The sequence below is a fragment of the Enterobacter sp. EC_50 genome, from assembly GCF_019584525.1.
Lineage (GTDB): Bacteria > Pseudomonadota > Gammaproteobacteria > Enterobacterales > Enterobacteriaceae > Enterobacter > Enterobacter roggenkampii.
In genome coordinates this window covers 20455-42575 of the sequence record NZ_VDAF01000007.1, presented here as the reverse complement: position 1 = coordinate 42575, position 22121 = coordinate 20455, and the positions used below count along the sequence as shown (strand labels likewise).

General features: G+C 58.1%; 19 protein-coding genes. 10 read left to right on the top strand and 9 right to left on the bottom strand.

Features of this window, described 5'->3' with window-relative positions:
* The first annotated feature begins 23 nt into the window (after positions 1 to 23).
* Entirely contained in the window at positions 24 to 719 is a 696-nt protein-coding gene (gene ypfH, locus FHC48_RS07760) for an esterase (RefSeq protein ID WP_023325843.1), read from the top strand.
* 39 nt (positions 720 to 758) lie between these two features.
* Here ypfH and FHC48_RS07755 read toward each other — a convergent pair whose 3' ends face one another.
* Genes FHC48_RS07755 through FHC48_RS07745 form a run of 3 tightly spaced genes read right to left on the bottom strand, consistent with a single transcriptional unit; the run spans position 759 to position 2469 of the window.
* Positions 759 to 956 carry a YpfN family protein gene (locus FHC48_RS07755; protein WP_008501627.1) on the bottom strand — a complete coding sequence of 66 codons (198 nt, stop codon included), beginning with the start codon at positions 954 to 956 and terminating at the stop codon, positions 759 to 761.
* Positions 957 to 980: 24 nt separating this feature from the next.
* A complete protein-coding gene (gene dapE / locus FHC48_RS07750) occupies positions 981 to 2108 on the bottom strand; it encodes a succinyl-diaminopimelate desuccinylase (RefSeq protein WP_008501626.1) in 1128 nt (375 codons plus the stop codon).
* A gap of 10 nt (positions 2109 to 2118) precedes the next feature.
* Positions 2119 to 2469 (bottom strand): ArsC family reductase, encoded by a 351-nt coding sequence (locus FHC48_RS07745; protein WP_008501625.1) that lies wholly within the window; start codon positions 2467 to 2469, stop codon positions 2119 to 2121.
* A gap of 387 nt (positions 2470 to 2856) precedes the next feature.
* On the opposite strand from FHC48_RS07745, the gene ypfM reads away from it, so the two are divergent.
* Positions 2857 to 2916, top strand: a complete 60-nt coding sequence (gene ypfM, locus FHC48_RS07740) for a protein YpfM (RefSeq protein WP_015572204.1) — start codon at positions 2857 to 2859, stop codon at positions 2914 to 2916.
* A 109-nt stretch (positions 2917 to 3025) separates the two neighbouring features.
* On the opposite strand, the gene acrD is transcribed toward ypfM, so the two are convergent.
* Complete coding sequence (gene acrD, locus FHC48_RS07735) at positions 3026 to 6139, bottom strand: multidrug efflux RND transporter permease AcrD (protein WP_059363991.1); 3114 nt, start codon at positions 6137 to 6139, stop codon at positions 3026 to 3028.
* A gap of 142 nt (positions 6140 to 6281) precedes the next feature.
* Positions 6282 to 7976: a nitrate/nitrite two-component system sensor histidine kinase NarQ gene (narQ, locus tag FHC48_RS07730; RefSeq protein ID WP_059363997.1), complete on the bottom strand. Its 1695-nt coding sequence runs from the start codon at positions 7974 to 7976 to the stop codon at positions 6282 to 6284.
* Between the two features lie 152 nt (positions 7977 to 8128).
* Between narQ and aegA the strand changes: the two genes are divergently transcribed.
* The 3 genes from aegA to FHC48_RS07715 all read left to right on the top strand — a co-directional run bounded on the left by aegA (position 8129) and on the right by FHC48_RS07715 (position 11913).
* On the top strand, positions 8129 to 10108 hold the full coding sequence (gene aegA, locus FHC48_RS07725; RefSeq protein WP_059363989.1) for a formate-dependent uric acid utilization protein AegA: 1980 nt from the start codon (positions 8129 to 8131) through the stop codon (positions 10106 to 10108).
* Between the two features lie 66 nt (positions 10109 to 10174).
* Positions 10175 to 10768 carry a GDP-mannose pyrophosphatase NudK gene (gene nudK / locus FHC48_RS07720; RefSeq protein ID WP_025912781.1) on the top strand — a complete coding sequence of 198 codons (594 nt, stop codon included), beginning with the start codon at positions 10175 to 10177 and terminating at the stop codon, positions 10766 to 10768.
* A gap of 101 nt (positions 10769 to 10869) precedes the next feature.
* Positions 10870 to 11913, top strand: a complete 1044-nt coding sequence (locus tag FHC48_RS07715) for a DUF1176 domain-containing protein (RefSeq protein ID WP_045335351.1) — start codon at positions 10870 to 10872, stop codon at positions 11911 to 11913.
* Between the two features lie 96 nt (positions 11914 to 12009).
* On the opposite strand, the gene tkt is transcribed toward FHC48_RS07715, so the two are convergent.
* Together tkt and tal are read right to left on the bottom strand one after the other, a co-directional pair.
* The gene (tkt, locus tag FHC48_RS07710; protein WP_008501619.1) at positions 12010 to 13998 is read right to left on the bottom strand and encodes a transketolase; all 1989 of its coding nucleotides are present in this window, start codon (positions 13996 to 13998) and stop codon (positions 12010 to 12012) included.
* A gap of 19 nt (positions 13999 to 14017) precedes the next feature.
* The gene (gene tal / locus FHC48_RS07705) at positions 14018 to 14968 is read right to left on the bottom strand and encodes a transaldolase (protein ID WP_008501618.1); all 951 of its coding nucleotides are present in this window, start codon (positions 14966 to 14968) and stop codon (positions 14018 to 14020) included.
* 289 nt (positions 14969 to 15257) lie between these two features.
* On the opposite strand from tal, the gene maeB reads away from it, so the two are divergent.
* Positions 15258 to 17537 (top strand): NADP-dependent oxaloacetate-decarboxylating malate dehydrogenase, encoded by a 2280-nt coding sequence (maeB, locus tag FHC48_RS07700; protein ID WP_008501617.1) that lies wholly within the window; start codon positions 15258 to 15260, stop codon positions 17535 to 17537.
* A gap of 79 nt (positions 17538 to 17616) precedes the next feature.
* On the opposite strand, the gene hemF is transcribed toward maeB, so the two are convergent.
* Positions 17617 to 18516, bottom strand: coding sequence for an oxygen-dependent coproporphyrinogen oxidase (hemF, locus tag FHC48_RS07695; RefSeq protein WP_045418306.1), 900 nt, complete (start codon positions 18514 to 18516; stop codon positions 17617 to 17619).
* Positions 18516 to 19391 carry an N-acetylmuramoyl-L-alanine amidase AmiA gene (amiA, locus tag FHC48_RS07690; RefSeq protein WP_008501615.1) on the bottom strand — a complete coding sequence of 292 codons (876 nt, stop codon included), beginning with the start codon at positions 19389 to 19391 and terminating at the stop codon, positions 18516 to 18518. Before amiA ends, hemF begins: the two co-directional genes overlap by 1 nt.
* Before the next feature lie 212 nt (positions 19392 to 19603).
* Here amiA and FHC48_RS07685 point away from each other — a divergent pair, with 212 nt between their 5' ends.
* The 4 genes from FHC48_RS07685 (at position 19604) to FHC48_RS07670 (ending at position 22096) form a co-directional block, all read left to right on the top strand.
* Positions 19604 to 20029: a GNAT family acetyltransferase gene (locus FHC48_RS07685; protein WP_008501614.1), complete on the top strand. Its 426-nt coding sequence runs from the start codon at positions 19604 to 19606 to the stop codon at positions 20027 to 20029.
* Entirely contained in the window at positions 20016 to 20465 is a 450-nt protein-coding gene (locus FHC48_RS07680) for a DUF2919 domain-containing protein (protein ID WP_044597834.1), read from the top strand. The genes FHC48_RS07685 and FHC48_RS07680 overlap by 14 nt, the downstream gene beginning before the upstream one ends.
* 63 nt (positions 20466 to 20528) lie before the next feature.
* Positions 20529 to 21104 carry an RpoE-regulated lipoprotein gene (locus FHC48_RS07675; protein WP_059362721.1) on the top strand — a complete coding sequence of 192 codons (576 nt, stop codon included), beginning with the start codon at positions 20529 to 20531 and terminating at the stop codon, positions 21102 to 21104.
* A gap of 92 nt (positions 21105 to 21196) precedes the next feature.
* Positions 21197 to 22096, top strand: a complete 900-nt coding sequence (locus FHC48_RS07670) for a Dyp-type peroxidase (RefSeq protein WP_059362718.1) — start codon at positions 21197 to 21199, stop codon at positions 22094 to 22096.
* The last annotated feature ends 25 nt before the right edge of the window (positions 22097 to 22121 follow it).

Genomic DNA, 22121 nt, shown 5'->3' with positions numbered 1-22121 from the left:
GGTCATCTATTAAGGAGACCACCATGAAACATGACCATTTTGTTGTTCAAAGCCCTGACAAACCGGCTAAACAGTTACTGCTTCTGTTTCATGGGGTTGGCGATAATGCCGTCAATATGGGGCAGATTGGCAGCTGGTTTGCGCCCGTTTTCCCGGAAGCGCTGATTGTCAGCATCGGCGGCGTAGAGCCATGCGGCCCGAACGGGCGCCAGTGGTTCTCGGTTCAGGGCGTGACGGAAGAGAACCGTCAGGCGCGTATCGACGCCATCATGCCGGCCTTTATCGACGTCGTCCGCTACTGGCAGCAGCAGAGCGGCGTAGGAGCCGAAGCGACCGCGCTGATTGGCTTCTCGCAGGGGTCAATCATGTCGCTGGAAAGCGTAAAGGCACAGCCGGGTCTGGTTTCACGGGTGATCGCGTTTAACGGCCGTTTTGCGACGTTACCGACAAGCGCAACCACGCAGACCACGATCCACTTAATCCACGGCGGTGAAGACCGGGTGATTGAGCTCTCGCATGCGGTTGCTGCCCAGGAAGCGCTGATGCGTGAGGGTGGGGATGTGACGCTGGATATCGTTGACGATCTGGGCCACGCCATTGACGACCGCAGCATGCAGTTTGCGCTTGACCATCTGCGCTATACCGTACCGAAGCACTACTTTGATGAAGCGCTCAGCGGCGGTAAGCCGGATGACGATGATATTGTTGAGTTTATGTGATTCTTCCCCCTCTCCCATGGAGAGGGGGAATCGGATCGATTACTTCTTCTGATCCTTCTTCGGCCAGTCGTCGTCATCGTCCCACTTGTCGTTGAAATCACGGTGCGGGGGAAGATCCGGCTTGTTGGCGAGAAATTTTTTATGGTCCACGCGCTTAAGGTCTTTAATCACGTTCAGCAGTACGCCGACCAGAAAAACCAACACCAGAACCCACCAGTACTTTGAAAGCCAATCCATTCGCTATTCCTCTCAGAGCGTTCGTCAGGCGACGATTTGCTCCATAATACGTTGATACATACGGGCCAGCAGTTGTAAATCTGCCGCATTGACACACTCATTTATTTTATGAATGGTTGCGTTCACTGGCCCCAGTTCGACAACCTGAGCACCCATACGGGCGATAAAGCGTCCGTCTGAGGTGCCACCCGTTGTCAGCAGCTGTGGCTTAATTTCATTATAGTGCTCGATGGCGTTCACCACCGCATCCACCAGTTTGCCGCGCTGCGTCAGGAACGGCTGGCCGGAAAGCCACCACTCCACGGTATAGCGCAGCTGATATTTTTCCAGCAGGGCGATAACGCGCGCCTTGATCATCTCATCGGTCAGTTCCGTGCTGAAGCGGAAGTTGAACTGGACGACGTAATCCCCCGGGATCACGTTATTGCTGCCGGTCCCGGCCTTGACGTTCGCAATCTGCATGCTGGTCGGCGGGAAGAACTCGTTGCCCTTATCCCACTCAATCGCCACCAGTTCGCTCAGCATTGGCGCGGCGCGGTGGACCGGGTTATCGGCCAGATGCGGATAAGCGACGTGGCCCTGCACACCGTGAATGGTCAGGTTACAGGTCAGCGAGCCACGGCGTCCGTTTTTGACGACGTCACCCACCACTTCGGTGCTGGACGGCTCACCGACCAGGCAGTAGTCGAGACGCTCGTTGCGGGCCATCAGCGCTTCGACGACCTTCACGGTGCCGTTGTGCGCGCTGGCTTCTTCGTCGGAGGTGATCAAAAACGCGAGACGGTTTTTGTGGTTGGGATGCTGCGCCACAAAGCGCTCTGCCGCCACGACCATCGCCGCCAGAGAACCTTTCATGTCTGCCGCGCCGCGGCCAAACAGCATGCCATCCCGAATGGTCGGCTCAAACGGCGGGTTAATCCAGCGATCCGCGTCACCGGCGGGAACGACGTCAGTATGCCCGGCGAAGGCCAGCGTTTCGCCCTGTCCGCGCCACGCCCAGAAGTTCTGGGTATCGCCAAAGTCCATGCGTTCAACGGTAAAACCGATGGCACGCAGGCGTTCAATCATAAGAGCCTGACAACCTGCGTCGTCCGGGCTAAGGGAAGGACGGCGAATAAGCTGCTGAGTCAGCTCAATGACCGGGCATGACATAAACTACACCTCAACGAAAAAAGTCGGAATAAAGGGTTTCACTGAAACCCAGCAGCATAGGCTGCCCTGGCGCGCAGAGCAATGGGCGTTTGATAATTGCCGGCATCTCGAGCATCAGTTTTGCCGCGCTGTCGGCATCGGTGATGCTGGCGCGCAGAGAGTCGTCCAGTTTACGCCAGGTGGTGCCGCGGGTGTTCAGCAGGGCTTCCCAACCCAGTTCGCGGATAGCGCTATGCAGAAATTCTGCATCGAGCCCGTCGGCACGGTAATCGTGGAAGCGGTACTCCACGCTGTTAGCGTCCAGCCAGCGGCGGGCTTTTTTGATGGTGTCGCAATTTTTAATGCCGTACATCACAACCATGGTGAATCCTTTTGATGTTCTGATAATTAAATGTTCAGTAAATTCGAAGATATATCCTTAAGTGGAATATAACACATTCAGGAATTGTCTGGATTAATACGTCTTCTTAATTCGACTCACAACTGTACGCTGAATATTCTTTCATCATTTAAGCATAGATGTCCATTAACTTTAAAAATCCAATAAACTCAGCAAATAAAATAAAACTCACCCGTTTGTAGGGTTATTTCAAAATATTGCTGACCGTCACAAAAAATTGAGGGCTCTCCGTTCATATTTATCATAAATCCCCGCAGGACGTAGGGTACAATCACAGCAATTGGTTAAATAGTCTTCACAATGATGGTACGTTTTTGTAGAATGCGCATAATAATAAGAGAGGTTGTTATGATTGAACGTGAACTGGGGAACTGGAAAGATTTTATCGAAGGCATGCTTCGTAAATGACATTCAGTAGGAATTGCAAGAGCACTAAAATAAGTAAAATAACCATAGTGTGAATTAATCACACAGTAAAAAGGCGGCCGATAAAGCCGCCTTTTTTTATTTCAACCACTTACTCAGGACGTTCCTTTAGCGGGAAGCGGCGACGCACCAGCACAAAGAACAGCGGAACGAAGTAAATGGCCAGGATGGTGGCCGAAATCATGCCGCCCATCACCCCCGTGCCGACGGCATGCTGGCTGCTGGAACCTGCACCGGTGCTGGTCGCCATCGGGAGTACACCAAAAATAAACGCCAGCGAGGTCATCAGGATCGGACGCAGGCGCTGACGGCAGGCGTGCAGCGTGGCGGCCATCAGCTCGTGGCCTTTGGCATTCATCTCGTTAGCAAACTCAACGATCAGAATGGCGTTTTTCGCCGACAGCCCAATGACGGTGAGCAGGCCCACCTGGAAGTAGACATCGTTCTCCAGGCCGCGCATCCACGTTGCGAGCAGCGCACCGATAACCCCAAGGGGCACGACCAGCATGACCGAGAACGGGACCGACCAGCTCTCATACAGGGCGGCAAGGCAGAGGAAGACCACCAGCAGAGAGAGCGCGTAAAGGGCGGGGGCCTGCGCCCCTGAGAGACGCTCCTGGTAAGACATGGCCGTCCACTCGAGACCAAAACCGGCGGGCAGCTGTTGCACCAGTTTTTCCATGGTGTCCATGGCGGTACCGGTGCTGACGCCCGGCGCGGCTTCCCCGACGATTTCAACCGCAGAATAGCCGTTATAGCGTTCCAGGCGTGGCGATCCGCTCTCCCAGTGCGAAGTCGCAAAGGCAGAGAACGGCACCATGCCGCCAGCATTATTTCTGACAAACCAGCGGTTAATATCATCCGGCAGCATGCGGAACGGCGCGGCGGACTGGACATACACTTTTTTCACGCGGCCGCGATCCATAAAGTCATTCACATAGCTCGACCCCCACGCCGTTTGCAGGGTGTCGTTGATATCGTTGATCGACACACCCAGCGCCTGCGCCTTACGCTGATCGATATCAACCTGAAGCTGCGGGCTGTCGTCGAGGCCGTTATGGCGAACGCGGGTCAGGCCGGGATCGTTGCCTGCCAGCGCTAGCAGCTTATCGCGTGCCGCCATCAGCGCCGTGTGGCCCGCCCCGGCGTGATCCTGCAGCTCCATATCAAACCCGGCTGAACTGCCCAGGCCGCTTATCGCCGGTGGGCTGCTGGCAAAGACGCGCGCCTCTTTGATGTGCGCAAAGGCTTTTGTCGCACGTTCAATGATGGCAAACGAGGTGCCCGTCCGGGTATCGCGTTCGTCCCAGTCCTTCAGGCGGACAAACATGCGGGCAACGTTCTGCCCGTTTCCGCCCGGGCCGGAACCGACGGTGGAGAAGACCGAGACAACGTTATCTTTCTCTTTGGTGAAGAAGTACTGCTCCACTTTCTGCACCACTTTCAGCGTCTGCTGCTGCGTTGCGCCGCTCGGAAGCTGCACCGAGGTGGTGAACATCCCCCGGTCTTCCATCGGCAGGAACGAGGTGGGCAGGTGCAGGAACAGCCACACCATCCCGCCCAGCAGCACAACGTAAATCATCATCCAGCGCAGGCTGCGGTGCAGTACGCGACCCACGGCAGATTCATAGCGCGCGGCGTTGCGGTTGAACATCCGGTTAAACCAGCCGAAGAACCCTTTCTGCCCGTGATGCTCCCCTTTGTGCAGCGGTTTCAGAATGGTGGCGCACAGCGCGGGGGTGAGGATCAGCGCGACCAGCACGGAGAGCACCATCGCCGAGACGATGGTGATCGAGAACTGGCGGTAAATCGCCCCGGTGGTGCCGCCAAAGAAGGCCATCGGGATAAAGACGGCCGACAGCACCATCGCAATCCCGACCAGCGCCCCCTGAATTTGCCCCATAGACTTGCGCGTCGCCTGGCGCGGAGAGAGCCCTTCTTCGCTCATGATGCGCTCGACGTTTTCAACCACCACGATGGCATCATCCACCAGAAGGCCGATTGCCAGCACCATCGCAAACATCGTCAGGGTATTAATGCTGTACCCGAAGGCGTAGAGCACCGCAAAGGTCCCCAGCAGCACCACGGGGACGGCAATGGTGGGGATCAGCGTCGCGCGGAAGTTTTGCAGGAACAGGTACATGACCAGGAACACCAGCGCGATGGCTTCCAGCAGAGTCTTCACCACGTCCTCAATGGAGGCTTTAACGAAGGAGGTGGTTTCATAGGCGACTTTGTACTCCAGCCCGTGCGGGAAATACTGCGACAGCTCGTCCAGACGGTCTAATACCAGTTTTGCCGTCGCCATTTCGTTCGCGCCGGAGGCCAGCTTAATCCCCAGACCGGAGGCCTGATTGCCGTTAAAGCGGCTCAGGTAGTCGTATTTCTCCGCCCCCATTTCCACCGTGGCGACATCGCCCAGACGCACTTCCGACCCGTCCTGATTCACGCGCAGGGTGATATTGCGGAACTGGTCCGGCGTCTGCAGCAGGGATTGCGAATTAATGGTGGCGTTCAGGGCTTGCTTATCAACGGAAGGCGTTCCCCCCAGTTGCCCTACGGCAATCTGGGCGTTCTGGGCTTTGATAGCATCCGTCACGTCGGTTGCCGTCATCTGGTAGCTGTTCAGCTTGTTGGGATCGAGCCAGATACGCATGGAGTACTGTGAGCCGTAGGCGTCGATATCCCCGACGCCGTTGATACGGCTGATGGGATCCTGAATATTACTGGCGACGTAGTCCGCGATGTCCTGTTTATCCATCGAGCCATCTGTCGAGACAAACGCGATGGTCAATATGTTGGTATCGCCGGTTTTACGCACGGTCACGCCCTGGTTTTGCACTGCCTGGGGCAGCTTGCGCATCGCCGACTGCAGCTGGTTTTGGACCTGCTGCACCGCTTCGTCCGGGTCGGTGCCCGCCTTAAAGCTCAGGGTCACCGTCGCCTGTCCCGTGGCGCTGCTTTGCGAGGACATGTACATCAGGTTATCCAGACCCGTCATGTTCTGCTCGATAACTTGCGTCACGGTATTTTCCAGCGTCTGTGCCGATGCGCCGGGGTAGTTTGCGGTGACGCGCACGTTCGGCGGTGCCAGGGCGGGGTATTGCTCAACGGGAAGTGACGTAATCGCCAGGACACCTGTCAGACACAACAGGATGGCAAGCACCCAGGCAAAAATGGGGCGATCGATGAAAAAATTCGCCATGAAAGTGTGACCTCGTTTTGCTGCACGTCATTATTGTTTATTGCCCGCATAACTTTAGCGGTAAGGCCCAGGTCAAACGTGGAGAAATAAAGGAGATAGTGTAAATTATCATGCGCTTTTCCCTGCGCTTCCCTCTTTACCGTTATTTACCCGTTAACGGCGTGGGCGCCGGAAACGTCACGCTGACCAGCGTGCCGCCGTTTTGCGGCTGTGAAAAGTGCAGCACTCCTCCAAGCCGCTGCGCGCGTTCGCGCATAATGTTCAGACCGTAGTGTCCCGGCGGCTCGCTGGCCTCGCCAATCCCGATGCCGTTGTCGCGAATGCTGACGCTGTGCGTACCGTCCGCTGCGGTCACGCAGCTCACGGTGATTTCGCTCGCCTGCGCGTGCTTAATGGCGTTCAACACCGCCTCACGCACGATCTGTAACAGGTGCACCTGCTTTTGCGCGTCAAGCGCCAGCGAGGAGAGGCGGCAGTCGAGATGCAGTTTCGCCTGCGTCTGGCTCTGCAGGACATCGAGTGACTCCTGCAGCGCCGCGGGTAAATTCGCGTGGTTCAGCGTCAGGCGGAAGGTGGTCAGCAGCTCGCGCAGCTGCTGCCAGGCGTTGTTCAGCTCGCGGGAGAAGTCGGTGATAATGGCCTGCGCTTGGGTATTTTCTTCCGGCACGGCGCGTTTGAGCAGCGCAAGCTGAATGCGCAGATACGACAGCACCTGCGCCAGCGAATCGTGCAGCTCGCGGGCAATGGTGGCGCGCTCTTCCATCAGCAGCAGCTGCTGGTAATGCTTTTGCGCCTGGTTAAAGTACAGCCCGCGCCCGAGCATGGTCGCCACGCTTCTCATCAGCGGAAGGGGGACGCTGTCCGCCTCGCTTTGCCAGCGCAGCTCGCCGTAGAGCGTGTCCTGCATCAGTACCGGCAGGTTTTGCAGAGGGATACCCTCAGCCTCCGTCCCTTCGCATAGCCGCCAGTCGTCGCTGGTGCGCAGTTCCAGATAATTCATCTGCGTATAGTCATGGACAATCTGCAGGATATGCCGGAAACAGTGGCTGTCTATCTGGCCGGTATTGAGCGCCTGCGAGCACTTGAACAGCATGTCGAGCTGCTGGTGGGCTTCGTGCAGGTGCCGCGTCTTTTCCGCAACCGAGGCCTCGAGCGAACGGTAGAGCGTATCGAGCTCGGCTGACATGTGGTTAAAGGCGCGCGAAAGCTGGCCCAGCTCGTTCGGCAGGGCGCTATCCGGCGCAGGAGTGGCAAATTCGCCGCGCTCAATGCGTTCGCTGGCCGCCACCAGGTTATTCAGCGGCAGCACCACCTGACGACGGATGCGTCGCAGGGTAAACAGCGTCATCAGCAGGATCCCGAGTGCGCCAGCCAGCGAGAGCAGGGTGACCGTTTGAATTTTATGTTCGGTGTAGTGCTGGAGGGCGAGCACAAAGGCATCAATGCGGCCCACAAAATCCTCAATATTGCGTTGATACCACGCGCTGTCGCCGCGGGCGATATGCGCATCCATCTCCTGCCAGGCCACATGCAGTTGCTGATAGCGTGCTTTCACATTGTCCGGGACGTACCAGCGATCCAGCTTCTGCAGGGCAGGCGCGCCGAGCGTCTGTTGCCAGCTCTCGCGATGTGCCGCAAGGGAAGGGCTGTTTCGCTGCATCTCGTAGCCCAGACGATAGCTCTGCATGCGCAGTGAGCCAGCGATGTTGATGGCTTCGGCATCGCGCTGGCTGCTGGCCAGCGTCAGCAACGCGACGGTGCTGCTGAGTACGGATAGGGCAATGATCGAAAAGAAAGCCCAGGCAAGGCTTCCGGAAACGGGTCGTTTAACGGTCACAGAACGGCTCTCTGAATAAAATTGATCTGCCACAGGTTCACTGGAAATAATTGGGCGCTTCAGGCATTTGAACATTGCCCGAACGCACCGTGATGCGTAAATACCATACTCTTATAAAGAGAAAGGTTATTGAACCAAAAACAGGTGTGGTTATGAATCGTTTTATTATGGCTAACAGCCAGCAGTGCATTGGGTGTCGCGCCTGCGAAGTCGCCTGCGTGATGGCGCACAACGGTGAGCAGCATGCCCTGAGCGAGCGCCATTTTCATCCCCGTATCACGGTCCTGAGATCCGGCGAGAAGAGCCACCCCGTGACCTGTCATCATTGCGAAAATGCACCCTGCGCGCAAAGCTGCCCGAACGGCGCCATCAGCAAATGCGATGACAGCGTACAGGTGAATCAACAAAAATGCATCGGCTGTAAGGCCTGCGCGGTGGCATGCCCGTTTGGCACGATGGAGATTATCGTCACTCCGCTCGACAATGGCAGCGTGAAGGCCTCGGCGAATAAATGCGATCTCTGTCTGACGCGTCCACACGGCCCGGCCTGTATCGAAAATTGCCCGGCGGATGTCCTCACCCTGGCGACGCCTGCCGCGCTGGAAAACCTGGCGAAATCGCGCCGACAGCGCACGGCCTGCCTGGAGGCGCAGCCCTGGCATGGTGCCGAGGCCGTCAGCGTGGACGCGCCGCGTACTAAACTGCAGCAGATGCAAACGACCCCGCCCCGCGGCGAGCCCGACAAGCTGGCTGGCGCAGAGCGCGTGGGCCATTTTAACGAAATTTACCTGCCGTTCCGGGCCGAACAGGCCGCCCGCGAGGTGTCGCGCTGCCTGAAGTGCGGAGAGCACAGCATTTGCGAATGGACCTGCCCGCTGCACAACCACATCCCGCAGTGGATTGAGCGCCTCAACGCGGGGGATATCACCGGCGCGGCCGAGCTTTCTCATCAGACCAACTGTTTACCTGAAATTACCGGTCGCGTCTGCCCGCAGGACCGGCTATGCGAGGGAGCCTGCACGCTTCGTGACGCGGCGGGGGCCGTGACGATAGGCAACATCGAGCGCTACATCTCCGATCGGGCGCTGGCGATGGGCTGGCGGCCGGATATGTCCGCCGTCACGCCGTCAGGTAAACGTGTCGCGATTGTCGGCGCGGGGCCCGCCGGGCTGGCGTGCGCCGACGTGCTGGCGCGCCGCGGCGTGAGCGTGACGGTCTATGACCGGCATCCGGAGATCGGCGGTTTGCTGACCTTTGGCATCCCGGCATTTAAGCTCGATAAATCGCTGCTCGCCCGGCGCAGAGAGATCTTTACCGCGATGGGGATCCGCTTCGAGCTGAACTGCGAGGTGGGCCAGGACGTGTCGATGTCGCAGCTCAAGAGCGATTACGACGCCCTGTTTATTGGCGTGGGTACCTATCGTTCGATGAAAGCGGGTATCCCGAACGAGGATGCGCCAGGGGTCTACGACGCGCTGCCTTTCCTGGTGGGCAACACGCGGCATGTTATGGGGCTGGAGGCGACGGCCAGCGAGCCGTTCATCGACACCCGTGGCCTGAACGTAGTGGTGCTGGGTGGAGGCGATACCGCGATGGACTGCGTCCGCACGGCGTTACGTCACGGCGCGGCGACGGTCACCTGCGCCTATCGTCGGGATGAGGCCAACATGCCGGGCTCGAAGAAAGAGGTGCAGAACGCCAGAGAAGAGGGGGCGTCATTTGAGTTTAACGTCCAGCCGGTTGAGCTGACGCTGGATCCGAACGGTAAGGTCAACGGTATCCGGATGCTGCGTACCGCGCTCGGTGAGCCGGATGCGCAGGGGCGTCGTCGGCCCGTTCCGGTGGCGGGCAGCGAGTTTGTGATGACCGCGGATGCAGTCATCATGGCGTTTGGCTTTAATCCGCACGCGATGCCGTGGCTGCAGGCGCAGGGTGTCGAAACGGATGACTGGGGGCGGATCGTGGCCTCGGTCGAGAGCCGCTATCGTTACCAGACGACCAACCCGCAGATCTTCGCCGGGGGCGATGCGGTACGCGGCGCGGATCTGGTCGTCACCGCGATGGCGGAAGGGCGTCATGCCGCGCAGGGGATACTCGACTGGCTGGGAGTGGATGTATCACAACATCATTAATCCGGCGGACGACAAAGCGGGATTCACGGCGTAGTATAGGACGACTCATTGTGCCGTGGAGCCCGTATGACCCTGAAAATTGACGTTATCAAAGACAAAATTCTCTCTGAAAACTACTTTGTCCTGCGTAACATCACCTATGATCTTACACGTAACAACGGTGAAGTGATCCGCCACAAGCGCGAGGTCTATGACCGTGGTAACGGAGCAACCATCCTGCTCTATAACCGTGAAAAGCAGAGCGTGGTGCTGATCCGTCAGTTCAGGGTGGCAACATGGGTCAATGGCAATCCTGACGGACGTCTGATTGAAACCTGCGCGGGCCTGCTCGATGACGATGAGCCGGAAGTCTGCATCCGCAAAGAGGCCGTCGAAGAGACCGGCTTTGAAGTGGGCGAGGTCAAAAAGGTCTTCGAGCTGTACATGTCCCCGGGCGGCGTGACGGAAATTGTCCATTTCTTCATTGCTGAATACAGCGACGCACAGCGCACGCACCGGGGCGGTGGCGTAGAGGATGAAGATATCGACGTGCTGGAGCTTCCTTTTGCCCGAGCGCTGGAGATGGTGCGTTCAGGCGAAATCAGGGATGGTAAAGCGGTGATATTGCTGCAGTATTTACAGACAACCGGGCTGATGAACACCCCTTTCGAACGGATATAGCCTGTTTTTCAGGTATATCTGATAAATCCGATTGAGCAACCCCGGCGGGAACACGAAGATACTGCCCTGTTATGCGTTTTCGTTCCGGGATTGTGTCATTCATGCGCTACAGCGTCTTTTTATTTTCCCTGTTTTGTGTGCTCCTCGCGCCGCAGGTGCGGGCTGCACCCGCGCAGCAAGCCTTCTCTGACTGGCAGGTGACCTGCAATAACCAGAACTTTTGCCTTGCCCGCAACACGGGCGAACACCGCGGTCTGGTCATGACGCTCACCCGGAGCGCCGGGGCGAAAACGGATGCCACGCTGCGTATCGATCTCGGCGGTCTTGATACGCCTTCCGTGAAAGAGCCGGATATTGCCCCGCGGCTGCTGCTGGATAATGTTCCCCTGAAGCTCGACAAACAGCGCTGGCAGCTCACCCCCTGGCATCTGAAAACGGACGATGCGGCCACCATCACCGCCTTTCTGAAAAACATCCAGGAAGGAAAAGCCCTGACTCTGCGAGGCGGTAAGCAGGTGATTTCACTGGCCGGTCTGAAAGCCGCGCTGCTGTTCATTGATGCCCAGCAAAAGCGCGTTGGCAGCGAAACCGCGTGGATCAAGAAAGGTGACGATCCGCCGTTAAGCGTGCCGCCCGCACCTGCCCTGAAAAAGGTGGCGATCGTTAATCCTACCCCAACACCGCTTTCCCACGCTGAACTGAACGATCTGCTGGATTATGGTACCGGCAGGATGAACAGCAGCCAGTGTTCGCTGGATCCTAACCGTCGCGAAGTGCGCGTCACCGCGTTAACCGATGACAAAGCGCTGCTGATCGTCAGCTGCGAGGCGGGGGCCTATAACACGGTCGATCTGGCGTGGCTGGTGTCACGTAAAAAACCGTTCTCTGCCCGCAGCGTGAGGCTGCGTCTGCCGTTTACGCCGTCAGGCGACAGCAGCGAAATCGAGTTGATGAACGCCAGCTTTGATGAAAAGACGCGCGAGCTGACCACGCTCTCGCTGGGGCGCGGTATGGGGGATTGTGGGATCCAGACGCGCTGGCGGTTTGACGGCCAGCGTTTCCGCCTGGTGCGCTATGCCGAGGAACCCAGCTGTGATAACTGGAACGGGCCTGACGCCTGGCCCACGCTGTGGATCACGCGGTAGCTTTTTGCCGGGTGGCGCTGTCGCTTACCCGGCCTACGGTTTGGTGGTTTTGTAGGCCGGGTAAGGCGTAGCCGCCACCCGGCAACGCAGACCGCACTAAATCACGCTCAGCGCCTTCTCTACCACGTTCTCAACGGTAAAGCCAAAGTACGGGAACAGCTTGTCGGCAGGGGCGGACTCACCGTAGCCCCGCATCCCAACAATCGCCCCTTTGAGCCCGACATACTTGTACCAGTAGTCGGCAATACCGGCTTCCACCGCCACGCGCGCCGCGACGTTAGAGGGCAGCACCGATTCCCGGTACGCCTCGTCCTGGGCGTCAAAGATATCCGTTGAGGGCAGGGACACCACGCGCACCGCGTGGCCTTCGGCGGTCAGTTTTTCCGCCGCTTTCACCGTGATTTCCACCTCGGAACCGGTCGCAATCAGGATCACGTCCGGCTTGCCGCCGCTGTCTTTCAGGATATAGCCCCCGCGGGCAATGTTTTTCACCTGCTCCGGCGTGCGCTCAATCTGCGTCAGGTTCTGGCGTGACAGGATCAGCGCCGTCGGGCCATTGTGGCGTTCTACCGCCAGCTTCCAGCCCACTGCCGCTTCGACCTGATCGCACGGGCGCCAGGTGCTGAAGTTGGGCGTTAAACGCAGGCTCGCCAGCTGTTCCACCGCCTGGTGGGTGGGGCCGTCTTCTCCCAGACCGATGGAGTCGTGGGTATAGACCATAATCTGCCGCGCCTTCATCAGCGCTGCCATGCGCGCCGCGTTACGGGCGTACTCGACGAACATCAGGAAGGTGGCGGTGTAGGGTACGAAGCCGCCGTGGTGGGCGATGCCGTTGGCGATCGCGGTCATCCCGAACTCGCGCACGCCGTAGTGGATATAGTTCCCGGCAATGTCCTCTTTCAGCGATTTCGAGCCCGACCAGATGGTCAGGTTACTCGGTGCCAGGTCCGCTGAGCCGCCCAGCAGCTCAGGAAGGAGAGGGCCAATCGCATTCAGGGTGTTTTGCGACGCCTTACGGGTGGCGATTTTTGCCGGGTTGGACTGCAGGTTTTCAATCAGCGCCTGGGTTTTATCGTCCCAGTCCTCCGGCAGACCGCCGCTCATGCGCCGGGAAAACTCGGCGGCCAGCTCCGGGTACGCTTTTTTGTAGGCGGCAAACTTCTCGTTCCAGGCCTGCTGGGCTTTCTCACCGTCTTCACGGGCATCCCACGCCCGGTAGATCTCTTTCGGGATCTCAAACGGCGGGTATTTCCAGCCCAACTTCTGCCGGGTCAGCGCCACTTCTTCGTCACCCAGCGCCGCGCCGTGCGCCTCTTCTTTGCCCGCCTTGTTCGGCGAGCCGAAGCCGATAACCGTACGGCAGATAATCAGGGACGGTTTGTCCTTCACGCTCTGCGCTTCCTGAATCGCTTTTTTCACCGCCTCAGGATCGTGGCCGTCGATCTCGTGCACCACGTGCCAGTGGTAGGCCTCGAAGCGTTTTGCCGTGTCGTCGGTGAACCAACCCTCGGTTTCCCCGTCGATGGAGATGCCGTTGTGATCGTAGAAGCCAATCAGCTTGCCGAGCCCCAGGGTGCCCGCCAGGGAGCAGACCTCATGGGAAATCCCCTCCATCAGGCAGCCGTCACCCATAAACACGTAGGTGTAGTGATCGACAATCTCGTGGTCCGGCTGGTTGAACTGTGCCGCCAGCGTACGCTCGGCAATCGCCAGCCCGACCGCATTTGCCAGCCCCTGACCTAGCGGCCCGGTGGTGGTTTCCACGCCCGGCGTATAGCCGATCTCCGGGTGCCCCGGGGTTTTGGAGTGCAGCTGGCGGAAGTTTTTCAGCTCCTCAAGCGGCAGATCGTAACCGGACAGGTGCAGCAGGCTGTAGAGCAGCATCGAGGCGTGGCCGTTGGAGAGAATAAAGCGGTCACGGTCGTACCAGGTGGGATCGTTAGGGTTGTGCTTCAGGAAGTCGTTCCACAGCACTTCGGCAATATCGGCCATGCCCATCGGTGCGCCGGGATGGCCAGAATTGGCTTTCTGCACGGCATCCATGCTGAGGGCGCGGATGGCATTGGCGAGCTCTTTACGGGACATAGTTCACTCCGTGGCAAGGTTAAAGTTTGGCAGCGAGAAGATCTTCAAGTTTGCGCTGGTCGACAGCGAACAGGCGGATACCTTCCGCCAGTTTTTCCACGGCCATGGCGTCCTGATTGTGCTCCCAGCGGAATTCGGCTTCGGTCATGGCTTTCGGTTTTGGCAGAACGGTAGAGGTGGGGATCAGCTTGCGGATGACCGTCTCTTCTTTATCCTGTAGCTCCTGGAGCAGGTTAGGGGAGATGGTCAGGCGGTCGCAGCCCGCCAGGGCGAGGATCTGCTCGGTACGGCGGAAGCTGGCCCCCATCACGATGGTTTCGTAGCGATGCTGCTTGTAGTAGTCGTAGATATTGCGCACCGATTTCACGCCCGGGTCCTCATCCACCACGTACGGATCCATCGGCTGTTTCGCCTGGTACCAGTCGTAGATGCGGCCAACAAACGGTGACACCAGGAACACGCCCGCTTCGGCACAGGCGCGAGCCTGGGCAAAGGAGAACAGCAGCGTCAGGTTGCAGTGAATTCCCTCTTTTTCCAGCACCTCTGCCGCGCGGATGCCTTCCCACGTCGACGCCAGCTTGATCAGAATGCGTGATTTATCGATCCCCTGCTCCTGGTAGAGTTCCACCAGGCGGCGAGCCTTGTTGATGCTCTTTTCTTTATCGAACGAAAGGCGGGCGTCAACTTCGGTCGAGACGCGCCCCGGAATGCTTTTAAGAATTTCCGCACCAAAATTAACTGCCAGCTTGTCGCTGGCTTCGGCGACCTGCTGTTCCTGCGTCTTCCCGCGCTGTTTTCCGTAGGCAATGGCGTCATCAATCAGATGACTAAAATGGGTAAGCCCGGCTGCCTTGAGCAGTAGCGAAGGGTTGGTGGTCGCATCCTCCGGCTGATAGTGGCGAATCGACTCGATATCGCCGCTGTCTGCCACCACCGTGGTGAATTGTTTGATGCCGTCTAGCTGGTTCATAAATGATTACTCCTTGGAAATAAAAGCGTTAGCTGAGTGCGTTAGTTCACACTTCTGAGAAAATCATGATGGACTTAACAAAAAAGCATAGCAGACGGGGGAGGCATTGCTTTTGAGACGGGTAACATGGCTGTTATAAATTGATAACAATTTTTAATGTGTGATGGTGAGAGTTTGGCAGCCTTCAAAGTTTAGGAGGCGGCCTGAGGCGATACTAGGCGGCACACCAGGGTGTGCAACCGGATCGTTTTCGTCACCCTTTTGACCGATACGTGAAAGGAAAAATAAGATGGATGAGCAGTTGAAACAGAGTGCCCTCGATTTTCACGAGTTCCCTGTCCCGGGCAAAATTCAGGTCTCCCCAACCAAGCCGCTGGCGACACAGCGCGATCTGGCGCTGGCCTACTCGCCGGGCGTGGCGGCCCCGTGTCTGGAGATCGAAAAAGATCCGCTGGCGGCCTATAAATACACCGCGCGCGGCAACCTTGTTGCCGTGATCTCTAACGGCACGGCGGTACTGGGGCTCGGTAACATCGGCGCGCTGGCCGGTAAGCCGGTGATGGAAGGCAAGGGGGTGCTGTTCAAGAAATTCGCCGGTATCGACGTGTTTGATATCGAGGTGGACGAGCTCGATCCTGACAAATTCATCAACGTGGTGGCCGCGCTGGAGCCGACCTTCGGTGGGATCAACCTGGAAGACATCAAAGCGCCGGAATGTTTCTATATCGAGCAGAAGCTGCGCGAGCGTATGAACATTCCCGTGTTCCATGACGACCAGCACGGAACGGCCATTATCAGCACCGCCGCCATTCTCAACGGCCTGCGCGTGGTAGAGAAAAATCTCTCCGATGTGCGCATGGTGGTCTCCGGCGCTGGCGCCGCGGCCATCGCCTGTATGAACCTGCTGGTGGCGCTGGGGATGCAGAAACACAACATTGTGGTCTGCGACTCCAAGGGCGTGATTTACAAAGATCGCGAGCCGAACATGGCGGAAACCAAAGCCGCGTATGCGGTAGAAGACGACGGCAAGCGCACGCTTGAGGACGTGATTGACGGCGCGGATATCTTCCTCGGCTGCTCGGGTCCGAAAGTGCTGACCCAGGAGATGGTGAAGAAGATGGCGCGCGCGCCAATGATCCTGGCCCTGGCGAACCCTGAGCCGGAAATTCTGCCGCCGCTGGCGAAAGCGGTGCGTGAAGACGCCATTATCTGCACCGGGCGTTCCGACTACCCGAACCAGGTGAACAACGTGCTCTGCTTCCCGTTCATCTTCCGCGGCGCGCTGGACGTCGGCGCGACGGCGATCAACGAAGAGATGAAGCTGGCCGCGGTGCACGCCATTGCGGAGCTGGCCCACGCCGAGCAGAGTGAAGTGGTTGCCTCAGCCTATGGCGATCAGGATCTGAGCTTTGGCCCGGACTACATCATTCCAAAACCGTTCGACCCGCGTCTGATTGTCAAAATTGCCCCTGCGGTGGCAAAAGCGGCGATGGATTCCGGCGTGGCGACGCGTCCGATTGAAGACTTCGACGCTTACGTCGATAAGCTCACCGAGTTTGTCTATAAAACCAACCTGTTCATGAAGCCGATCTTCTCTCAGGCGCGCGCCGACGCGAAGCGCGTGGTGCTGGCGGAAGGGGAAGAGGCGCGCGTGCTGCACGCCACCCAGGAGCTGATCACCTTAGGCCTGGCGAAACCGATCCTGATTGGTCGTCCGAGCGTGATTGAAATGCGTATCCAGAAGCTGGGCCTGCAGATTAAGCCGGGCGTCGACTTCGAGATCGTCAACAACGAATCCGATCCGCGCTTCAAAGAGTACTGGAGCGAATACTACGCGATCATGAAACGTCGGGGGATCACTCAGGAACAGGCGCAGAAAGCCGTCATCAGCAACACGACGGTGATCGGCGCGATCATGGTCCATCGCGGCGAGGCGGATGCGCTGATCTGCGGCACCATCGGCGACTACCACGAGCACTTTAGCGTGGTGCAGGAGATCTTCGGCTATCGCGACGGCGTCCATACCGCCGGGGCGATGAATGCCCTGCTGCTGCCGAGCGGGAACACCTTTATCGCTGACACTTATGTTAACGACGATCCGAGCCCGGACGAGCTGGCGGAGATCACCGTGATGGCCGCCGAGACCGTGCGCCGCTTCGGTATCGAGCCGAAGGTGGCGCTGCTGTCGCACTCTAACTTCGGTTCGTCCAAATCAGCGGCGGCCTGCAAAATGCGTGAGACGCTGGCGCTGGTGCGCGAGCGCGCGCCGGAGCTGATGATTGACGGGGAAATGCACGGCGATGCGGCGCTGGTGGAGAGCATCCGTAACGAACGTATGCCTGACAGCCCGCTGAAGGGATCGGCAAACATCCTGATTATGCCGAACGTGGAGGCGGCGCGTATCAGCTATAACCTGCTGCGCGTCTCCAGCTCTGAAGGGGTGACCGTAGGACCGGTGCTGATGGGGGTGGCGAAACCGGTGCATGTGTTAACGCCGATTGCCTCCGTGCGCCGTATCGTGAATATGGTGGCGCTGGCGGTGGTTGAGGCGCAGACGCAGCCGCTGTAAGCCTTGTGAGTCGGGTGGCGCGTTCGCTTACCCGACCTACGGGTTGAGCAGGCCGGATAAGCGCAGCGCCATCAGGCAGTTAAACCCAGTCGCGTACTTTAAGGAACTCACTCAAGGCAGCCTCCGGGCTGCCTTCTTTTGGCTCGTAGCAGTACTCCCAGCGCACCAGCGGCGGCATCGACATCAGAATCGACTCCGTGCGCCCGCCGGTCTGCAGGCCAAACAGCGTCCCGCGATCCCATACCAGGTTGAACTCCACGTAGCGCCCGCGACGGTAGAGCTGGAACTCGCGCTCGCGCACGCCATAGTTGGTGTCTTTACGGCGTTCGACGATGGGCAGGTACGCGTCGGTATAGCCTTCGCCCACCGCGCGCATAAAGCTAAATGCGGTATCAAAATCAGGCGTGTTGAGATCGTCAAAGAACAGCCCGCCGATGCCGCGCTGCTCGTCGCGGTGCTTCAGGTAAAAGTAGTCATCGCACCACTTTTTAAATTTCGGGTAAATGTCTTCGCCAAACGGCAGGCAAAGATCCCGCGCGGTGCTGTGCCAGTGCACGGCATCCTCTTCGAAGCCGTAGTAGGGCGTCATGTCGAAACCGCCGCCAAACCACCAGACCGGATCGGCCCCCGCTTTTTCCGCAATGAAAAAGCGCACGTTGGCATGGCTGGTCGGCACAAACGGATTGTGCGGATGCACCACCAGCGAAACGCCCATCGCTTCGAAGCTGCGGCCCGCAAGCTCGGGACGATGTGCCGTTGCAGACGCGGGCATCGCGTCGCCATGAACGTGGGAAAAATTCACGCCCGCTTGTTCGAAGATGCCGCCGTTACGCAGCACGCGGCTACGCCCGCCGCCGCCGGCTTCGCGCTGCCAGTTGTCTTCCTGAAATTCTCCGCCGTCAGCGGCGGCCAGTTTCTGGCAAATTTCGTCCTGCAGCTGCAGCAGGAAGGTTTTGACCAGTTGAGCATTGGGTTTCATCAACGTTTCCTGGAGTGCGCTTTTTGGTTATCAAACCAGTTGAAGTAACTGATAATGCCGGAGGCGATGGCGTTGGCGATCTTCTGACGAAACGCCGTGGTGCCGAGGAGTCGCTCCTCTTCCGGGTTGGTAATGAACGACGTTTCCACCAGGACGGACGGGATAGACGGTGATTTCAACACCACAAACGCCGCCTGTTCGGTGCTCCTGCTGTGCAGGCGATGCACTGGCTTAATCTTCTTCAGGATGTGCGAGCCGAGCGTCAGGCTGTTTTTGATCGTATCCGTCTGCACGAGGTCGAACAGCACCTGCTGTAGCAGGTGGTCTTTGTCGGTGGCTTTTTTCCCGGCGACTTCATCCGCCCGGTTTTCGCGGTCGGAGAGGTATTTTGCCATGGCGCTACTGGCGCCGCGGTTGGACAGCGCAAACACCGAGGCACCGGCGGCAGACGGGTTGGTAAAGCCGTCCGCGTGAATCGACATAAACAGATCCGCCCCGTGCTGGTGGGCGATCTCTACGCGATCGTACAGCGGAATAAAGGTGTCGCCAGAGCGCGTCAGACGCGCGTCAATGCCGTTGCTGCGTAAAATCGCCCGCACATTTTTTGCAATCGCCAGCACGACGTGTTTTTCTTTCGACCCGTTTTTGCCGATGGCGCCGGTATCAATACCGCCGTGGCCCGGGTCGAGCATCACCAGGCGCTTTGCGCCCGGCTTTTTGGTTTTCGGTTTGCTGTGTCCGTTACTGGTTTTAAGCGTGCTCTCGTCTTTTGCCTGAGCCTGCTTTGCGATGCCCGTTAACGTTAAGGCCGCCAGCCCCGCTTTGAGAACCTGACGACGCGATGTGAGTGCTTTTAATGGTTTGAATGTGCTCATGCGGCCTGAATACTAAAAAAAGGGGTCCTGGTGTTATATCGTATCGCGTTTAGCGTTACGACAGTCCTTATTGAGAATTGTTTTACTTTTCATTTCAATACGTGACAAAGTGACATTATGCCAAATTTTGGCGAGATTTTCCCCGGTTATTGGCTAAAGGCGTGGTTCGCGCCATAATCACTGTTTTTAAACCCGAAAAGGCGGTTAATACCATGGAGATACGCGTTTTTCGCCAGGAAGATTTCGAAGAGGTGATCACCCTTTGGGAGCGCTGCGATCTGCTGCGTCCGTGGAACGATCCGGAAATGGATATCGAACGTAAGGTGAATCACGACGTCAGTCTGTTTCTGGTTGCGGAAGTCAATGGCGAGGTTGTGGGGACGGTGATGGGCGGTTATGACGGCCATCGCGGCTCGGCCTATTATCTGGGCGTCCATCCGGAATACCGTGGTCGCGGTATTGCCAATGCGCTGCTCAACCGGCTCGAGAAGAAGCTGATTGCCCGCGGCTGTCCGAAAATCCAGATCATGGTGCGGGAAGATAACGACGTGGTGCTGGGCATGTATGAACGCCTGGGCTACGTACACGCTGACGTGCTGAATTTAGGAAAGCGTCTCATCGAAGATGAAGAGTACTGAGATCCATCCGGCAGATTATGACGCGCAGGGTCGCGTCAGGCTGCCCTTTTTATTCTGGTGCGTTCTGCTGCTTCAGGCCCGCACCTGGGTGCTGTTTGTGATGGCCGCCGCGTCGCGCGGGCAGGGCGACACGTTGCTGACGCTCTTCTATCCCGATCACGATGCCTTCTGGCTCGGCTTGCTGCCGGGCGTACCGGCGGTGGTGGCTTTCTTGTGCAGCGGTCGGCGGCACGTAATCCCGCGCTTGTGGCGCGCGCTTCGCGGGCTGCTGATCCTTGCCCAGATTGCGCTGCTCTTCTGGCAGCCGGTACTCTGGTGGTACGGTGAACCGCTGACGGGCATCGGCGTTGCGCTGGTGGTTGCCGATATCGTGGCGCTAATGTGGCTAGTGACCAACCCGCGCCTTCGCGCCTGTTTTGTGCCTCAGGATGATTAATCCGGCACTTTTTGCCGATGTCGCACTCCAACAAGCGTTGATTTAACACGTAAGGACGTTTCAATGAAATCGCTGCGTTTACTCTTATGCGCTCTTCCGCTGGCATTGACCGGCTGTTCGACGCTCTCCTCCATTAACTGGTCCGCTGCGTATCCGTGGAACTGGTTTGGCTCATCAACGGAAGTGACCGAGCAGGGCGTGGGTAAAATTACCGCCGCGACGGCGCTGGATCAGAATGCTATTCAGGATGCGCTCAGCAGTGACTACCGCCTGCGCAGCGGCATGAAAACAGAGAATGGCAATATTGTTCGCTATTACGAGGCGCTGAAGGGCGACAAGCTGGCGCTGGTGATCAACGGTGACAAAGGCACGGTAAACCGGATCGCGGTGATGGATGAAGATATTCCGACCGCCAGCGGCGTGAAGGTCGGAACGCCGTTTAGCGAGCTTTATAAGCAGGCCTTTGGCAACTGCACCAGCGTGCCATCCGACGATGAGGTGGCGGTGGAGTGTAAGGCGGAAGGCAGCCAGCACATCAGCTATGTTTTTACCGGCACCTGGAGCGGCCCGGAAGGGTTGATGCCGTCTGACGACACCCTGAAGAGCTGGAAGGTGAGCAAAATACTCTGGAAGCAGTAATTTGCGTCTGAACAAACCGCCTCGCTGAAATCCGGGTATAATAGCCGCCATCAATGCCACGCTGACGTGGCATCTTTATTTCAGGAGGAGCGATGTCTCAGGTTCAGAGTGGCATTTTGCCAGAACATTGCCGCGCGGCGATTTGGATTGAAGCCAATGTCAAAGGGGACGTGGATGCCCTGCGTGCGGCCAGTAAAGCATTTATTGATAAACTGGCGACCTTCCAGGCCAAATTCCCGGAAGCCCACCTCGGCGCCGTTGTTGCATTTGGTAATAACGTCTGGCGTCAGCTGAGCGGCGGTGAAGGGGCAGAAGAGCTGAAGGACTTCATTCCTTACGGCAAAGGCCTTGCACCTGCGACCCAGTACGACGTGCTGATCCATATCCTTTCTCTGCGTCACGACGTGAACTTCTCGGTTGCGCAGGCGGCGGTGGCGGCCTTTGGCGACAGCATCGAGGTGCAGGAAGAGGTTCACGGTTTCCGCTGGGTCGAAGAGCGCGATCTGAGCGGCTTTGTCGACGGAACCGAAAACCCGGTGGGTGAAGAGACGCGTCGTGAAGTCGCGGTAATCAAAGACGGCGTGGACGCGGGCGGAAGCTACGTGTTCGTGCAGCGCTGGGAGCATAACCTCAAGCAGCTTAACCGCATGAGCGTGCATGACCAGGAGATGATGATTGGCCGCACCAAAGAAGCTAACGAAGAGATCGACGGCGATGACCGTCCGGTCACCTCGCACCTGAGCCGCGTTGACCTCAAAGAAGACGGCAAAGGGCTGAAGATTGTCCGCCAGAGTCTGCCGTACGGTACCGCAAGCGGTACGCACGGCCTCTACTTCTGCGCCTACTGCGCGCGCCTGCATAACATTGAACAGCAGCTGCTGAGCATGTTCGGCGATACCGACGGCAAGCGCGACGCCATGCTGCGCTTCACCAAACCGGTGACCGGCGGCTACTACTTCGCGCCGTCCGTCGAGCGTCTGCTGGCGCTGTAAAACCGCTTTCCATACGTAGGCCGGG

What these genes read in the sequence shown, in the direction of transcription:
- ypfH (WP_023325843.1), top strand. Translation starts at nt 24, where the DNA reads ATGAAACATGACCATTTTGTTGTTCAAAGCCCTGACAAACCGGCTAAA.
- FHC48_RS07755 (WP_008501627.1), bottom strand. Translation starts at nt 956, where the DNA reads ATGGATTGGCTTTCAAAGTACTGGTGGGTTCTGGTGTTGGTTTTTCTG.
- dapE (WP_008501626.1), bottom strand. Translation starts at nt 2,108, where the DNA reads ATGTCATGCCCGGTCATTGAGCTGACTCAGCAGCTTATTCGCCGTCCT.
- FHC48_RS07745 (WP_008501625.1), bottom strand. Translation starts at nt 2,469, where the DNA reads ATGGTTGTGATGTACGGCATTAAAAATTGCGACACCATCAAAAAAGCC.
- acrD (WP_059363991.1), bottom strand. Translation starts at nt 6,139, where the DNA reads ATGGCGAATTTTTTCATCGATCGCCCCATTTTTGCCTGGGTGCTTGCC.
- aegA (WP_059363989.1), top strand. Translation starts at nt 8,129, where the DNA reads ATGAATCGTTTTATTATGGCTAACAGCCAGCAGTGCATTGGGTGTCGC.
- nudK (WP_025912781.1), top strand. Translation starts at nt 10,175, where the DNA reads ATGACCCTGAAAATTGACGTTATCAAAGACAAAATTCTCTCTGAAAAC.
- FHC48_RS07715 (WP_045335351.1), top strand. Translation starts at nt 10,870, where the DNA reads ATGCGCTACAGCGTCTTTTTATTTTCCCTGTTTTGTGTGCTCCTCGCG.
- tkt (WP_008501619.1), bottom strand. Translation starts at nt 13,998, where the DNA reads ATGTCCCGTAAAGAGCTCGCCAATGCCATCCGCGCCCTCAGCATGGAT.
- tal (WP_008501618.1), bottom strand. Translation starts at nt 14,968, where the DNA reads ATGAACCAGCTAGACGGCATCAAACAATTCACCACGGTGGTGGCAGAC.
- maeB (WP_008501617.1), top strand. Translation starts at nt 15,258, where the DNA reads ATGGATGAGCAGTTGAAACAGAGTGCCCTCGATTTTCACGAGTTCCCT.
- hemF (WP_045418306.1), bottom strand. Translation starts at nt 18,516, where the DNA reads ATGAAACCCAATGCTCAACTGGTCAAAACCTTCCTGCTGCAGCTGCAG.
- amiA (WP_008501615.1), bottom strand. Translation starts at nt 19,391, where the DNA reads ATGAGCACATTCAAACCATTAAAAGCACTCACATCGCGTCGTCAGGTT.
- FHC48_RS07685 (WP_008501614.1), top strand. Translation starts at nt 19,604, where the DNA reads ATGGAGATACGCGTTTTTCGCCAGGAAGATTTCGAAGAGGTGATCACC.
- FHC48_RS07680 (WP_044597834.1), top strand. Translation starts at nt 20,016, where the DNA reads ATGAAGAGTACTGAGATCCATCCGGCAGATTATGACGCGCAGGGTCGC.
- FHC48_RS07675 (WP_059362721.1), top strand. Translation starts at nt 20,529, where the DNA reads ATGAAATCGCTGCGTTTACTCTTATGCGCTCTTCCGCTGGCATTGACC.
- FHC48_RS07670 (WP_059362718.1), top strand. Translation starts at nt 21,197, where the DNA reads ATGTCTCAGGTTCAGAGTGGCATTTTGCCAGAACATTGCCGCGCGGCG.